This is a genomic window from Halomonas sp. I1 (genome assembly GCF_032334135.1).
GTDB lineage: Bacteria > Pseudomonadota > Gammaproteobacteria > Pseudomonadales > Halomonadaceae > Halomonas.
Map to the genome: position 1 here is coordinate 1 of NZ_JAVXUS010000016.1, position 14,216 is coordinate 14,216.

A 14,216-nucleotide genomic window follows, 5' to 3' on the forward strand; every position below is an offset into this window, starting at 1 on the left:
GCCGTTCATCGCCCTGCAGCTGTGCGTGCTGTTCGCGCTGTTGTTCTGGCCGAACCTGGCGATGTGGCTGGTGGGGTGATTGGCATGGCTGCGCAGGCGAATGACGTCGTTATTCGGTGCTCGAAATCCTCACATACCGCTCAGTATGCTCCGGTTTCTGTGCGCCGAATGCCTTGTCCTTCGCTCTGCTCGCCGATGCCTGAAACGACGGTGCGGTATCGGCCCGCTTTTCGACGTGACAATGGATAGTGTTCTATGAAAATTACCCGACTCAAGACCTGGCAGGTGCCGCCGCGCTGGTTGTTCCTCAAGATCGAAACCGATGAAGGTGCCTATGGCTGGGGCGAACCCGTGGTCGAGGGGCGTGCGGCCACTGTCGAGGCGGCGGTGCATGAGTTGTCCGACTATCTGGTCGGCCAGGACCCGCATCGCATCGAGCATCTGTGGAACACGCTGTACCGTGCTGGCTTCTATCGCGGCGGGCCGATCCTGATGAGTGCCATCGCCGGTATCGACCAGGCGCTGTGGGATCTGAAGGGACGAGATCTCGGCGTGCCCGTCCATCAGCTGCTGGGTGGACGAGTCCGCGACCGGATGCGCATGTACGCCTGGACCGGCGGCGACCGTCCGCAGGATGTGGGAGCGGGTGCCAGGGCGCTGGTCGATCAGGGCTTCACGGCTTTCAAGATGAACGGGACGCCGGAGCTGGCGATCGTCGACTCGCATCGCAAGGTCGACGAGGCGGTGGCGCGGGTCGCCGAGGCCCGGGATGCCGTCGGTCCCGATGTGGGCATCGGCATCGATTTCCATGGCCGCGTTCACCGGCCGATGGCCAAGGCGCTGCTGCGCGAACTGGAGCCCTATCACCCGATGTTCGTCGAGGAACCGGTGGCTCCGGAGCACCTGCCGTGCCTGGCGAACATCGCCGGTGGGCTGGGCTATCCGCTGGCCACCGGTGAGCGGCTGCACACCCGCTTCGAGTTCCGCGACCTGTTGGCGCAGGGCATGATCGATGTGGTCCAGCCGGACCTCTCGCACTGCGGCGGCATCAGCGAGGGCATGAAGATCGCCAGCCTGGCGTCCTGCCACGATGTGGCGCTGGCGCCGCACTGTCCGCTGGGGCCGCTGACGCTGGCGGCTTCGCTGCATGTGGATGCGGTGAATCACAATGCCTTCATTCAGGAGCAGAGCATGGGGATTCACTATAACCGCGACAATGACGTGCTCGACTATCTGGTCGATACGTCGGCGCTGGCCATCGAGGACGGATTCTGCGCGATTCCCGAGGGGCCCGGTCTTGGGGTAGAAATCGACGAGGCCTTCGTCGAGGAGCGGTCGAAGGTCGGCCATCGCTGGCGCAATCCGGTATGGACCCACGAGGACGGCTCGATCGCGGAGTGGTGAAGAGGGCAACATGAACGAGACACAACGCAAGACGCTGGACGAGTCTCTGGAGACGCTGCCGCTGGTGGCGATCCTGCGCGGTATCACGCCCGAGGAAGTAGAGGGCGTGTGCGAGGCGCTGGTTGGCGCCGGTTTCCGGATGATCGAAATTCCGCTCAACTCGCCGCGTTCCTGGGAGAGTATCGAACGGGCAGTGGCGCATTGCCCGGCGTCGGTGCTGGTCGGGGCGGGTACCGTGCTGGACGGCGCCGATGCCGAGCGGCTGGCACGGCTCGGCGCTCCCCTCATGGTCACGCCCAACAGTGACGCTGACGTGATCCGCGCCGGCGTCGATCATGGGCTGGCCCCCATGATCGGTTGCATGACGCCCACCGAGGCATTGTCCGCGGTGCGCAGCGGTGCCCGGGCGCTCAAGCTGTTTCCCGCGGCTCGGCTCGGCACCGGGTACTTCAAGGATATCAACGCCATTCTGCCGTCGGATCTGCCGGTGCTGGCGGTGGGCGGTATCGAGCGCGGCAACATGGCCGAGTGGCATGCCGTGGGCGTGCGTGGTTTCGGTTTCGGCAGCAACCTCTACAAGCCCGGTCGCGGCAACGACGAGATCGCCGATATCGCCGCCGACCTGGTCGCCGAGTGGCACCGGCTCGAGGGTCGGGGGAGCGAGGGATGAGCGAGCGGCTGATCGCCATCGACTGGGGCACCAGTAATTTCCGCGCCTTCCTGGTCGATCGGGCAAGCGGCGAGTGTCTCGACAGCCATCGCTCGGATGCCGGTCTGAGGTCGCTGTCCAGTGAGGAATTCCCGCACTACTGCGAGGCTCAGGTCGGAGGCTGGCGCGAGGGTGACCGAGTGCCGGTCTATCTGTCCGGCATGGTCGGTTCGGCCCGAGGCTGGTGCGAGGCGCCGCAACTGAACGTGCCGGCTTCCGCCGCGGAGCTTGCCGCTGGATTGATGGCGGCACCCGGGCTGTCCAATGCCTGGATCGTGCCGGGGCTCAAGGTGATACGCGACGATCACGTCGATGTGATGCGTGGCGAAGAAGTCCAGGCCTTCGGCGCGCTGGCCTTGCGTGAAGTGACCTCGGGGCTGTGCTGCCTGCCAGGCACGCACAGCAAGTGGGTGCATCTGGAAGGGGAACGTCTGACCGACTTCACCACCGTCATGACCGGTGAACTCTTCCATGCCGTGCGCTTTCACACACTGCCCGGTGAGCCTGCCCGGGAACGCGCCGCGTTCGACGAGGTGGGCTTTCGCCAGGGGCTTCACGCCGCGACGCATCCCGATGGGCCGCTGCATGCGATTTTTGAGGCACGCAGTCGACACTTGTATGCCGGCTTGTCTGCCGAGGCGGTCGGGGGCTTCATTTCCGGCGTGCTGATCGGTAGCGAGGTGCTTTCACAGCGCAAGAGATGGCAGGACACTTCGGTGACATTGATCGGTTCGACTTCCTTGAATTCCCTGTATCGAATGGCGCTTGAGTGGGCCGGGGGAAGCGTCGTTGAAATATCGAGTGACGATGCGACCCTTGCCGGGCTTTGTGCATTGGCGAAGCGCCATGAGGAGCGTTGATCAATGATATGGAAATCGTAAGAGCGTTATCTGTCATGAAAGAAAAAAGGCGGCCTTTTCAGGTCGCCTTTTCGATCGGTGATGACGTCGTATCCAGCCTCAACTCTACCTCGTGTCGAGGTGTTCCAGAAAGGCATTGACGATATCGCGAGGCGTGTCGCGGATATCGCCGCGGAATGCCTCGTCGCGGGAGGGGGCTTCCAGAGTGGCAAGCTGGCTGTCCAGCATGTGGGAACCGGTGAAGAAGTGTTCACTTCGCCGCTCTAGCCGGCTCATCAGAACATCCCGGTCGCCATGCAGGTAGAGGATATCCAGCCTGGGGGTGGCGGTGCGAAGCTGGTCGCGGTAACGATGTTTCAATGCCGAGCAGCCGATCACCAGAGATATGTTCTTTGCCTGGTACTCCCGATAGAGATCAGCGAGAGTTGCCAGCCAGGCTTCCCGATCACCATCATTGAGGGGCTGGCCACGCGACATCTTGGCAATATTTCCGGGGCTGTGATAGTCGTCACCATCGAGAAAGGTCGCATCCATGGCGGCTGCCACCTGGCGGCCGACATGTGACTTTCCCGAACCGGAAACTCCCATTACCAGAATGCTTTTCGCCTTGGTTTTCATGCGGAAATCGCTTTGTTTTCGAGCCTTTGAACAGGCCCGATTCTAGCACCTTTTTCAGTGGCAATGGGAGCCATTGTCGAGGCTGGAGTCGGCCGCTTTCAGGATGTCGTCAGCGGTGGCCGGCCATCAGATCGCGGATAAGGGGCGTGTCGGCATCACGGTGTGTGGGGAGCTCGAAGCGAGCCTTGGCGATGGCGGTGCGTGACAGGTGCGCTTCGATCAGGGTTTCACGGTCGTCTGCCTCGGCGAGCGGCTCACCCCTCGGGCCGAGGATGCGCGAGCCGCCCCAGAAGTGGCTGGCGCCTTCGGGACCGAATCGATTGGCCATGATCACCGGCGTGCCATAGGTCATGGCGTAGAAACGCACGTTCAGGGCCCAGTTCTGCTCGTTGGAGAAGTCGTCACTGACGATGCCCGAGGCCGAGTTGATCGGGGCGCACAGGATGGTGGGGCGGGGCAGCAGGGCGGCATGGACGAGCGCCGGATTCCACAGGTCGGCGCAGATCAGCTGGGTGGCTGACCAGCCCGGGCGCACGGGGGTGTGGGTGAGGGCATCGCCATGCGTGAACCACTTGCCTTCCTCGAGGCCACCGTAAGTGGGCAGGTTGAGTTTGCGATGCACGGCGACCAGTTCGCCATGCTGCATGATGGCCAGGGCGTTGTAGTACTCGCCGGGGCTTGCCTCCTCGACGAAGCCGACCACCGTCTGGATATCGCCGACGGCTCGGGCCAGGCGCATCAGGCGAGGGTCCTCCAGCGGCATGGCGACGCGCATGACATCGGCACCGAGTCCATAGCCGGTCAGCGACAGTTCGGGAAAGACCAGCAGCTCAATACCGGCCCGGCTGGCCTCTTCGAGGCACTCGAGATGGCGCTCGAGGTTGGCGTCGACCGCACCGAGCTCGGCGTTGATCTGGGCGGCGGCAACGTGGAGATCGTCCTGGTAGTGCATCCTGACCTCAATGGCGTCTGGCGGGGCATGACGATGATGCTCCCGGCACGGCCGGGAGGCGACAAACTCTGTCGTGTCGGCCGTGCCGATGGAAACATTCGGTGGCCCACCGCCAGCCGTACAGGGGGATACGGGGCCACGCCGCTTGACCCCGAGACAGCTTACCGCAGGTCGTTGTCGGCCAGGAAGTCGGCCGCGACATCCTCGATGGTCTCGCGTTCCACGTCGACCCGGGCGTTCAGGGTCGCCATGGTCTGGTCGTCGAGCAGCGAGGAGAGCGCGTTCATCTGCTCGGCGAGGTCGGGGTGGGCGTCCAGCGCCTCTTGACGGACCACCGGGGTCAGGGCATAAGCCGGGAAGAAGTTCTGGTCGTCCTCCAATACCTGGAAATCGAAGGCGGGAATGCGGCCATCGGTGGCGAACACCAGGCCGACGTCGACCTGGCCGTCGCGTAAGGCCTGATAGACCAGCCCTGAATCCATGCGCTTGACGTCGCCGCGGCCCACCCGGAAGTCATAGGCTTGTTGCAGCGGGCGCCAGCCATCTTCACGGGCGTAGAACTCGGCGTTCATGGCGAACGACAGTTCCTTGCCGTCATTGACGGCCTCGGCCAGCCTGGAAAGCGAGTCGATGCCGGTTTCCTCGACGCTTTCCTCGCGCATGGCCAGGGCGTAGGTGTTGTTGGCCTCGGAGGGTTCCAGCCACACCAGGCCCTTCTCGCCGTCGAGCGCCTTGACGCGCTGATAGGTTTCGTCCGGGGACAAGGACTCCGTGACGTCGTTGTAGTTGATCAGCGAGGTGCCGGTGTATTCCCAGTAGAGGTCGATCTGGCCGTTTTCTTGGGCCTGGCGCAGCACGGCCGACCCCATGCCGGCGCGACTTTCCACCTCGTGACCCAGCCCCTCGAGGTACTGGGCGGTCATGCTGGCGAGAATCTGTTGTTCGGTGAAGTTCTTGCCGCCGACCACGATTTCCTGGGCCTGGGCGCCGGCCATGGTGCCCGCCAGGGCCAGGCCGGTAAGTGTCGTCATCAAACGCTTCATGAAGTTCTCCTTTGGGGGACGGTGACGAAGCCGCCATCCGGCCGCCCCGTCATGGGCTTGCGGGGTGGCTCAGGCGCGGGAGGGGTTGACCCCGCGTGGCACCACGACAAAGGCGATGATGGCAATCAGGGCGTCGACCACGATCGCCAGCAAAGCCGTGGGAATGGCCCCGGACAGCATCATTACCGGGTCGTAGAGATCGATGCCGGTGAAGATCAACTCGCCGAGCCCGCCGGCGCCTATCAGGAAGGCCAGCGGCACGGTGCCGACATTGATCGTCAAGGCGGTGCGGATACCGGCGAAGATCACATAGAGCGCATTGGGGAGTTCTACCTTGAACAGGCGTTGCGTCGGTGACATGCCGATCCCTGCGGCGGCCTCCATCAAGGCCGGCGAGACCCCCTTGAGGCCGGCATAGGTATTGCGGGTGATCGGCAGCAGGGTGGCCACGAACAGGCCGAATACGGCCGGTACAATGCCGATGCCTAGAAAGCTCATCGACAGGGCCAGTACCGCCAGCGTCGGAATGGTGGTGCCGACGTTGAGGACCTGCATCAGGGACTCGGCCGCTCGTGCCATGCTGGGCCGGGACAGCACCACGCCCAGTGGAATGGCCACCAGGATGGCCAGGCCGCCGGAAAGTGTGGTCAGCCACAGGTGTTGCGCGGCCAGGTACTGCACGTCCGGCAGATAGAAGATGAAATCGTCGATGACCCCGCTGGACTGACTCCATACGCCAGTGAAGAAGATGACGGCGAGCAGCAGCAGGCGCAGGACACCTTTCAGACTCTGTATGGGCATCGGCTCACTCCTCGGTCGCGGCGTCGGACGGTCGTTCGTCGCTCGAGCGGGGGCGGAAACGCGAGCCCAGGTGACGGGTCATGGCACGTTGAGTGATCTGGCCGCAGACGCGTCCTTGTTGGTCCACGCAGGGCAGCCAGGTGGTGTCCTGGGCGAACATCAGCGAGGCGACCTTGCGCAGATCATCGTCCAGCGACACCGTGTCCGGCACGCTCTGGAAGTGGTCTCGGCAATAGCCTCTGGTGGTGCGCGCCAGGGCGCGTGTGATCAGGCCGACCGGCTGGCGCTTGTCGTTGGTCATCAGGATGGAGTTCTGATAGCCGAAATCGTCGATACGTGCCAGGGCCGTCTCCAGGGTGTCGCCGGGGGATACCGTGCCGATCTCGTCGCTGACCACGTCGCGCACCTGGACCAGGTTGAGGCGCTTCAATGCGCGGTCCTCGCCGAGGAAGGACTCGACGAAGGCATCGCGGGGAGCCGCCAGCAGGTCATCGGGTGATGAGTGCTGGACGAGTTTGCCCTCGCGGAAGACCGCGACGCTGTCGCCCATCTTGATCGCCTCGTCGATGTCATGGCTGACGAACATGATGGTCTTCTTGAGTTCCTGCTGCATCTTGAGGAACTCGTCCTGGATCACCGCCCGGTTGATCGGGTCGATGGCACCGAAGGGCTCGTCCATCAGCATGACCGGCGGGTCCGCAGCCAGTGCCCGGGCCACGCCGATGCGCTGCTGTTGGCCACCGGAAAGCTCGCTAGGATAGCGCTTGAGAAAGGCATCGGGGTCGAGGGCGATCATCGCCATCAGCTCGCGGGCCCGTTCCCGGTACCTCGCCTTGTCCCAGCCGAGCAGCCTGGGCACCACCGAAATGTTCTCTTCGATGGTCATGTTGGGAAACAGGCCGATCTGCTGGATGACATAGCCGATGTTGCGGCGCAGGTCCTGAGTATCCAGGCCGGTGGTGTCTTCGCCGTTGATGAAGACCTTTCCCGAGGTGGGCCGGATGATGCGGTTGATCATCTTCAGGGTGGTGGTCTTGCCGCAGCCGGAGGGGCCGAGCAGAATGCAGATCTCCCCGGCCGGGACCTCCATGTTGATGTGGTCGGCGGCGGTCACGGCCCCCTTGGGCGTGTCGAAGACCTTGGTCAGGTTATCCAGTCGAATCATTTACGGTTCCTTGAGCGATGAGCCGGGTGACGACGGTCGAGGGGTCAAACCGTCTCGGCGGCGCGTTCCATACCCAGGGGTGTCAGGCGTTTCTGCAACGCCAGCAGCCCGTAGTCGACGATGATCGCCAGCAGGCTGACCGCCACGGCGCCGACGATCAGCTGGCGCGGGTCGGACTGGGAAATTCCGCGGCTGATGAAGGTCCCGAGGCCGCCGGCACCGATATAGGCGGCGATGGCCATCACCCCGATGTTGAGCACCACGGCGGTGCGTACACCGGCCATGATCACCGGCACCGCCAGCGGAATCTCGACCATGCGAAGGCGCTGGTTCTGGCTCATGCCGATGCCGCGAGCCGCCTCGCGCAGTGCCGGGTCGACATTGTTGATGGCGGTATAGGTGTTGCGGATGATCGGCAACTGCGAGTAGAGCAGCACGGCGATCACTGCCGGCAGATAGCCGATGCCCTGGCCGATCAGCGACAGGACCGGAATCATGATCCCGAACAGCGCGATAGAGGGAATCGTGACGATGATGGAGGCGGCGTAGAGCACGGTCCTGGCCAGGCGCTCGTTCTTGGTGATGGCGATACCGATGGGGACGCCGGTAATGGTGGCGATGCCCACGGCCACGCCCACCAGAGCAATGTGCTCGAGGGTTCTCGAAGCCAGCAGATCGAGGTTGTCCAGTGCGTATTGCAACAGTTCCAAAGGCGTTCTCCTTGCGGCGACGAGTTCCGGTCAAGCATAGACCCGGCGCGCGTTGACGGCGTGTCATCGGCGGCACCGAAGGCGTGATGCCGGGCGTGTGTCATGAAGGCGTAGCTTAGCAAAGCGTTGTTTTTCCGTGGATGACGATGCGCAATGGCGGGAATTGCGAGCCGTGATGCATGACGACGAGCGACGAGAGGCATGATGATAGCTGTTGGTAATGAGAATGATTGGCTTTTTTGATGCTATCGGTAGTGAACGTGTCGCTAACCGACCGATTCTTGCTCGGTAACGTCCGGTGAGGCTTCACATCGAAACCATACAGGACTAAAATGGTCCGCAATCGATCACCTGAGGGGAAGGCCCCGGGGAGTCAGGCAGTGTTGAAGCTTTCCAGACTGACCGATTATGCGGCGGTGGTGATGGCCCAAATCGCCCGACATCCCGAGCAGCCGCATGCGGCGGCCGAACTTGCCGAGGCGGTGTCGCTGCCGCATCCGACGGTCAGCAAGACCCTGAAGATGCTGGTGCGCGCCGGACTTCTGGAATCCCGCCGTGGCGCTCAGGGTGGCTATTCCCTGGCGCGGCCGGCCTCGCACATTTCCGCCAGCGATATTATCTCGGCCATCGAGGGGCCGGTGGCGATGACCGAATGCAGCCAGGCGGAAGGCGACTGTGATCTGGTGGCGGTCTGTGGCGTGTCGGACAACTGGCAGCGGGTGTCACTGGCGGTACGCGCCCTGCTCGACAGCGTGACCCTGGCGCATCTGGCCGATACCACACCGATCAAGCTGCCCGTTCAGCTACCCATACAGAGCGTGAGCCTGGCCGCCGAGGCCTGACCACCCGCGACTTCAATACCCGAGGCGAGCCCCGCTCGCCGACCCAATCAGCCCGGGGAGGGGACAACATCATGGCAAGTCAGGAAATGGAAGAGCTCGTCCGTCGCGAATACAAGGAAGGGTTCGTGACCGACATCGAGAGCGAGACGGTACCGCCGGGTCTGGACGAAGACACCATCGCCTTCATCTCCAGAAAGAAAGGCGAGCCGGACTGGATGCTGGAGTGGCGCCTCAAAGCCTACCACCAGTGGTTGAAGATGACGTCCCCCTCCTGGGCGCATCTGGATTATCCGCCCATCGACTATCAGGCGATTTCCTACTACAGCGCGCCCAAGCGCGACGAGGACAAGCCCCAGAGCCTCGACGAGGTCGATCCCAAGCTGCTCGAAACCTATGAAAAGCTGGGCATTCCGCTGCACGAGCGGGCCGCGCTGGCCGGCGTGGCGGTGGACGCGGTGTTCGACTCGGTCTCGGTGACCACGACGTTCAAGGAAAAGCTGCATGAAGCCGGTGTGATCTTCTGCTCCATCTCCGAGGCGATTCGCGATTATCCAGAGCTGGTCCAGGAGTACCTCGGCAGCGTGGTACCCCAGGGCGACAACTATTTCGCCGCGCTCAACTCGGCGGTCTTCACCGACGGTTCCTTCGTCTTCGTGCCGGAGGGCGTGACCTGCCCCATGGAGCTGTCGACCTATTTCCGGATCAACGCTGCCAATACCGGCCAGTTTGAGCGGACCCTGATCATCTGCGAGAGCCGTGCCGAGGTGTCGTATCTCGAAGGCTGCACCGCGCCGCAGCGTGACGAGAACCAGTTGCATGCCGCCGTGGTGGAACTGGTGGCGCTGGATGACGCCAAGATCAAGTATTCCACCGTGCAGAACTGGTATCCCGGCGACGAGGATGGCAAGGGCGGCATCTACAACTTCGTCACCAAGCGCGGTGACTGCCGGGGCGATCGCTCCCACATCAGCTGGACTCAGGTCGAGACTGGTTCGGCGATCACCTGGAAGTATCCGTCCTGCATGTTGCGCGGCAAGGACAGCGTCGGCGAATTCTACTCGGTGGCGGTGACCAATGGCCGCCAGCAGGCTGACACCGGCACCAAGATGATCCATATCGGCGAAGGCACTCGTTCCACCATCGTCTCCAAGGGCATCGCCGCTGGTCGCTCCGACCAGTCCTACCGTGGTCTGGTCAAGGTTGGTCCCCGCGCCAAGGGAGCGCGCAATTTCACCCAGTGCGACTCCTTGCTGATCGGTGATACCTGTGGTGCCCATACCTTCCCGTATCAGGAAATCGGCAACAGTTCCGCCAAGGTGGAACACGAGGCGACCACCTCGAAGATCGGCGAGGACCAGCTGTTCTATTGCCAGAGCCGCGGGATCGGCGAGGAAGATGCGGTGAACATGATCGTCAACGGCTTCTGCAAGGATGTCTTCCAGGAGCTGCCGATGGAGTTTGCCGTGGAGGCCGAGGCGCTCTTGAACGTGACCCTGGAAGGCGCTGTGGGTTAAGAAACGGCTGCGCGACGCCTGCACGGCGTTGGAAGCAGGCTCGAGAATGCTCATTTACGATCGTAAACTCCGCTTCTCTCACCCGCTTCCGCCTTGTTCAGGCGCCGCTCGCGCGTTTCTCCGGCTGCGCGAATGAGGTCAAAACATTAGAGGCGTCGCGCCTGCGGCTCATGACGCGTCCAGAGCGCGCTGGAAACGAATCAACTTATGCGAGCCGCCGCGGCGGCTGATAGCTCAAAAGGTAGTCAACATGCTCGAAGTCAAGGATCTGCACGTCACGGTCGAGGGGTCCGAGATCCTCAAGGGCCTGAACCTGACCATCGGTGCCGGTGAAGTCCACGCCCTCATGGGTCCCAACGGGGCCGGCAAGTCCACGCTCTCTGCCGTCATCGCCGGCAAGGACGGTTATGAGGTGACGAGCGGGTCGATCACCTTCGAGGGGCGGGACGTGCTGGAGATGGAAATCGAGGAGCGTGCCCAGGCGGGCCTGCTGCTGGGTTTCCAATATCCGGTGGAGATCCCCGGTGTGAAGAATATCTATCTGCTCAAGGCCGCCCTCAACGCCCAGCGTGCCGCACGGGGCGAGGACGAGATACCGGCACCGGAATTCATGAAGCTGGTCAAGGAGAAGGTCGGCTTCATGAAGATGGATGCCAGCTTCCTCCAGCGTGCCGTCAACGAAGGGTTCTCCGGCGGCGAGAAGAAACGCAACGAGATTCTGCAGATGCTGGTCCTGCAGCCGAAACTCGCCATGCTCGACGAGATCGACTCCGGTCTCGACATCGATGCCATGAAAGTGGTGGCCGATGGCGTCAATTCACTGCGAGGCGAGGACAAGGGCATCCTGTTGGTGACCCACTATCAGCGTCTGCTGGATTACATCGTGCCCGACCATGTCCATGTGCTGGTCGATGGTCGCATCGTCAAGAGCGGCGATGCCGACCTGGCGCGTGAGCTCGAATCCCGTGGCTATGACTGGGTCGTGGAGGACTCTGCTGCATGAGTGATGAACAGCGCTTTCTCGACCGCCTGGCCGAGCGTAATGCCCAGCGCGGGGACGAGCCGACCTGGATCGCCGCGCGTCGCCAGGCGGGGGCGGCACGTTTCGAGGCACTCGGCTTTCCGCATCGCCGCATCGAAGAGTGGAAATACACCAACGTGCGAGACATCGCCCGGGGGGATTTTGCCCTGGCCACCGATGCCGACTTCTCGCCGGCCACCGCGGCGGCCTTGACGCTGCCGCTGGATGCCTATCGGCTGACCTTCGTCGATGGTGTGTTCGCGCCGGCGTTGTCGGATCTCGGGTCGCTGCCCGAGGGCGTGCAGGTGATGCCGCTGTCGCGTGCCCTGGAAGAGAATCACGAGGCCGTAGGCGGGCCGCTCGGTCGCCTCACCGGCGTCGACTTCTCGTCCTTCGCGGCACTCAATACCGCCTTCATGGAAGAGGGTGCGGTGGTACGGTTGGCTCCACGGACCGTGGTGGACAAGCCGATCGTGCTGCAATTCCTGTCACGGGCCGGGCAGCAGGAGGTGATGAGCCATCCGCGTATCCTGGTCGAGGCCGGCGGGCGTAGCGAGGCCACTCTGATCGAGCACCACGTGGGCGATGCCGAGGCGGCCAACTTCACCAACCTGGTGGAGGAGATCATCCTCGAACGTGGTGCCATCCTGAGCCACTACAAGCTTCAGGAGGCGCCGCTCAAGGATCGCCACATTGCCAGCATTCACGTCGAGCAGGCTCGCGACAGCCGTTATGTCTCCTTCAACCTCAACCTGGGGGGCGGCCTGGTGCGCAACGACCTGGTCAGCGACCTCAATGGCGAGGGGGCCGAGGCGATCTACAATGGTCTGTTCTACGGCCAGGGCCGTCAGCACGTGGACAACCACACCCTGGTCAATCACAACGCGCCCCGGACGTTCTCCAGGGAAAACTACAAGGGCATCCTCGATGATCGCGCCCATGGCGTGTTCAACGGCAAGGTGATCGTCAAGCGTGATAGCCAGCAGATCGAGGCCGACCAGAGCAATGCCAACCTGCTGCTCTCGGATCGTGCCGAGATCGACACCAAGCCGGAGCTCGAGATCTACGCCGATGACGTCAAGTGTGCCCATGGCGCGACGACCGGCCAGCTCGACGAGGAGGCCGTCTTTGCCCTGCGTACGCGTGGCATCGACGAACAGACTGCCCGTGGGCTGTTGACGCTGGCGTTTGCCGGCGAGGTCATGGATCGGGTCGACCTGGATGCGGTGTCCGAGCGGGTCGAGCTGACCGTGGCCGGCAAGCTGCCGGAGCGCTTCAACCTGGCCGGCCTGGTGGAAACCGCTTCGGCCTTCAACGAGGGGTGAGTCATGGCCGATTTCAGTGATCTCCAGCTGGACGTAGCCCGGGTCCGCCGTGATTTTCCGATCCTCGATCGCGAGGTGCATGGCAAGCCACTGGTCTATCTCGACAATGCGGCGACCTGCCAGACGCCGCGTCAGGTCATCGAGGTCTTCGACGACTACTACCGGCGCTACAACGCCAATATCCATCGTGGCCTGCACACCCTGGCCGATGAGGCCACCGCGGCCTTCGAAGGGACTCGGGAGACGGTGAGAGCCTTTCTGGGAGCCGCCGAGGCTCGGGAGATCGTCTTCACGCGCGGCACGACCGAGGCAATCAACCTGGTGGCCGGCAGCTGGGGGCGAGCCAATCTCGGTCCCGGCGACGAGGTCCTGATATCTCGCCTGGAGCATCACTCCAATATTGTGCCCTGGCAACTGCTGGCCGGCGAGCTGGGGTTTGCCATCAAGGTGATTCCGGTGGACGAGCGTGGCGTGCTGGACCAGGCTGCCTATCGCGACCTGATCGGCGAGCGCACCCGGCTGGTGGCGGTGAATCACATCTCCAACGCGTTGGGGACGGTCAACCCGGTGGCCGAGATGGCGCGCCTGGCCCATGAACATGATGCGTTGATCATGGTCGACGGCGCCCAGGCCGCGCCGCACCAGCCCATCGATGTCCAGGCCCTCGGTGTCGATTTCTACGCCTTCTCCGGCCACAAGGTCTATGGCCCCACCGGTGTCGGGGTCCTGTACGGCCGCGCCGATCTGCTCGAGGCCATGGCACCCTGGCAGGGCGGTGGCGAGATGATCAAGACCGTCTCCTTCGAGACGCCCACGACCTTTGCCGACATTCCCCACAAGTTCGAAGCGGGAACGCCGGCGATCGCCGAGGTGATCGCGCTGGGGCGCGCCCTGGCGTGGGTGAACGAGATCGGCCTGGAGCTGATCCAGGCCTGGGAGACGCGTCTGCTCGAGCATGCCACAGAGGGCGTGGCCTCGATCGATGGCCTGCGCATCCTCGGCACGTCGCCCGACAAGGCGGCCGTACTGTCTTTCGTCGTCGATGGTGCTCATGCCCAGGACATCGGACTGCTGATCGATCAGTTGGGCGTGGCGATACGCACTGGACACCACTGTGCCCAGCCGTTGTTGTCGCACTTCGGAGTCGATGCCACTTGCCGTGCCTCCTTCGCTGCCTATAACACGCCCGAGGAAATCGACATCTTCGTCGAGGGGCTCGAACGGGTCGTGGGCATGCTGCGTTGAGAGGAAG

General features: G+C 63.3%; 14 protein-coding genes. 8 read left to right on the forward strand and 6 right to left on the reverse strand.

Annotated features, from left to right (window positions below; translation table 11 throughout):
• The first annotated feature begins 255 nt into the window (after positions 1–255).
• Genes dgoD through RSO41_RS14705 form a run of 3 tightly spaced genes read left to right on the forward strand, consistent with a single transcriptional unit; the run spans position 256 to position 2,973 of the window.
• Positions 256–1,404, forward strand: a complete 1,149-nt coding sequence (gene dgoD, locus RSO41_RS14695; protein ID WP_315619915.1) for a galactonate dehydratase — start codon at positions 256–258, stop codon at positions 1,402–1,404.
• 10 nt (positions 1,405–1,414) lie between these two features.
• The gene (locus tag RSO41_RS14700; protein WP_315619916.1) at positions 1,415–2,074 is read left to right on the forward strand and encodes a 2-dehydro-3-deoxy-6-phosphogalactonate aldolase; all 660 of its coding nucleotides are present in this window, start codon (positions 1,415–1,417) and stop codon (positions 2,072–2,074) included.
• Positions 2,071–2,973 carry a 2-dehydro-3-deoxygalactonokinase gene (locus RSO41_RS14705; RefSeq protein WP_315619917.1) on the forward strand — a complete coding sequence of 301 codons (903 nt, stop codon included), beginning with the start codon at positions 2,071–2,073 and terminating at the stop codon, positions 2,971–2,973. Before RSO41_RS14700 ends, RSO41_RS14705 begins: the two co-directional genes overlap by 4 nt.
• Before the next feature lie 105 nt (positions 2,974–3,078).
• On the opposite strand, the gene RSO41_RS14710 is transcribed toward RSO41_RS14705, so the two are convergent.
• The 6 genes from RSO41_RS14710 to RSO41_RS14735 form a co-directional block, all read right to left on the reverse strand.
• Positions 3,079–3,591, reverse strand: a complete 513-nt coding sequence (locus RSO41_RS14710; RefSeq protein WP_315619918.1) for a gluconokinase — start codon at positions 3,589–3,591, stop codon at positions 3,079–3,081.
• 109 nt (positions 3,592–3,700) lie between these two features.
• Positions 3,701–4,543 carry a nitrilase-related carbon-nitrogen hydrolase gene (locus RSO41_RS14715; protein ID WP_315619919.1) on the reverse strand — a complete coding sequence of 281 codons (843 nt, stop codon included), beginning with the start codon at positions 4,541–4,543 and terminating at the stop codon, positions 3,701–3,703.
• A 161-nt stretch (positions 4,544–4,704) separates the two neighbouring features.
• The gene (locus tag RSO41_RS14720; protein ID WP_315619920.1) at positions 4,705–5,586 is read right to left on the reverse strand and encodes a glycine betaine ABC transporter substrate-binding protein; all 882 of its coding nucleotides are present in this window, start codon (positions 5,584–5,586) and stop codon (positions 4,705–4,707) included.
• Between the two features lie 69 nt (positions 5,587–5,655).
• Positions 5,656–6,387, reverse strand: a complete 732-nt coding sequence (locus RSO41_RS14725) for an ABC transporter permease (protein WP_315619921.1) — start codon at positions 6,385–6,387, stop codon at positions 5,656–5,658.
• Positions 6,388–6,391: 4 nt separating this feature from the next.
• Positions 6,392–7,552 (reverse strand): ABC transporter ATP-binding protein, encoded by a 1,161-nt coding sequence (locus tag RSO41_RS14730; RefSeq protein WP_315619922.1) that lies wholly within the window; start codon positions 7,550–7,552, stop codon positions 6,392–6,394.
• 44 nt (positions 7,553–7,596) lie between these two features.
• The gene (locus RSO41_RS14735) at positions 7,597–8,262 is read right to left on the reverse strand and encodes an ABC transporter permease (protein ID WP_315619923.1); all 666 of its coding nucleotides are present in this window, start codon (positions 8,260–8,262) and stop codon (positions 7,597–7,599) included.
• A gap of 380 nt (positions 8,263–8,642) precedes the next feature.
• On the opposite strand from RSO41_RS14735, the gene RSO41_RS14740 reads away from it, so the two are divergent.
• From RSO41_RS14740 to RSO41_RS14760, 5 genes are all read left to right on the forward strand, one after another.
• On the forward strand, positions 8,643–9,104 hold the full coding sequence (locus RSO41_RS14740) for an SUF system Fe-S cluster assembly regulator (RefSeq protein WP_315619924.1): 462 nt from the start codon (positions 8,643–8,645) through the stop codon (positions 9,102–9,104).
• A gap of 71 nt (positions 9,105–9,175) precedes the next feature.
• Positions 9,176–10,618, forward strand: coding sequence for a Fe-S cluster assembly protein SufB (sufB, locus tag RSO41_RS14745; RefSeq protein ID WP_315619925.1), 1,443 nt, complete (start codon positions 9,176–9,178; stop codon positions 10,616–10,618).
• Positions 10,619–10,868: 250 nt separating this feature from the next.
• Positions 10,869–11,621: a Fe-S cluster assembly ATPase SufC gene (gene sufC, locus RSO41_RS14750; RefSeq protein ID WP_149322359.1), complete on the forward strand. Its 753-nt coding sequence runs from the start codon at positions 10,869–10,871 to the stop codon at positions 11,619–11,621.
• Complete coding sequence (gene sufD, locus RSO41_RS14755; protein WP_315619926.1) at positions 11,618–12,964, forward strand: Fe-S cluster assembly protein SufD; 1,347 nt, start codon at positions 11,618–11,620, stop codon at positions 12,962–12,964. Before sufC ends, sufD begins: the two co-directional genes overlap by 4 nt.
• 3 nt (positions 12,965–12,967) lie before the next feature.
• Positions 12,968–14,209, forward strand: coding sequence for a cysteine desulfurase (locus tag RSO41_RS14760; protein WP_315619927.1), 1,242 nt, complete (start codon positions 12,968–12,970; stop codon positions 14,207–14,209).
• Positions 14,210–14,216 lie beyond the last annotated feature (7 nt).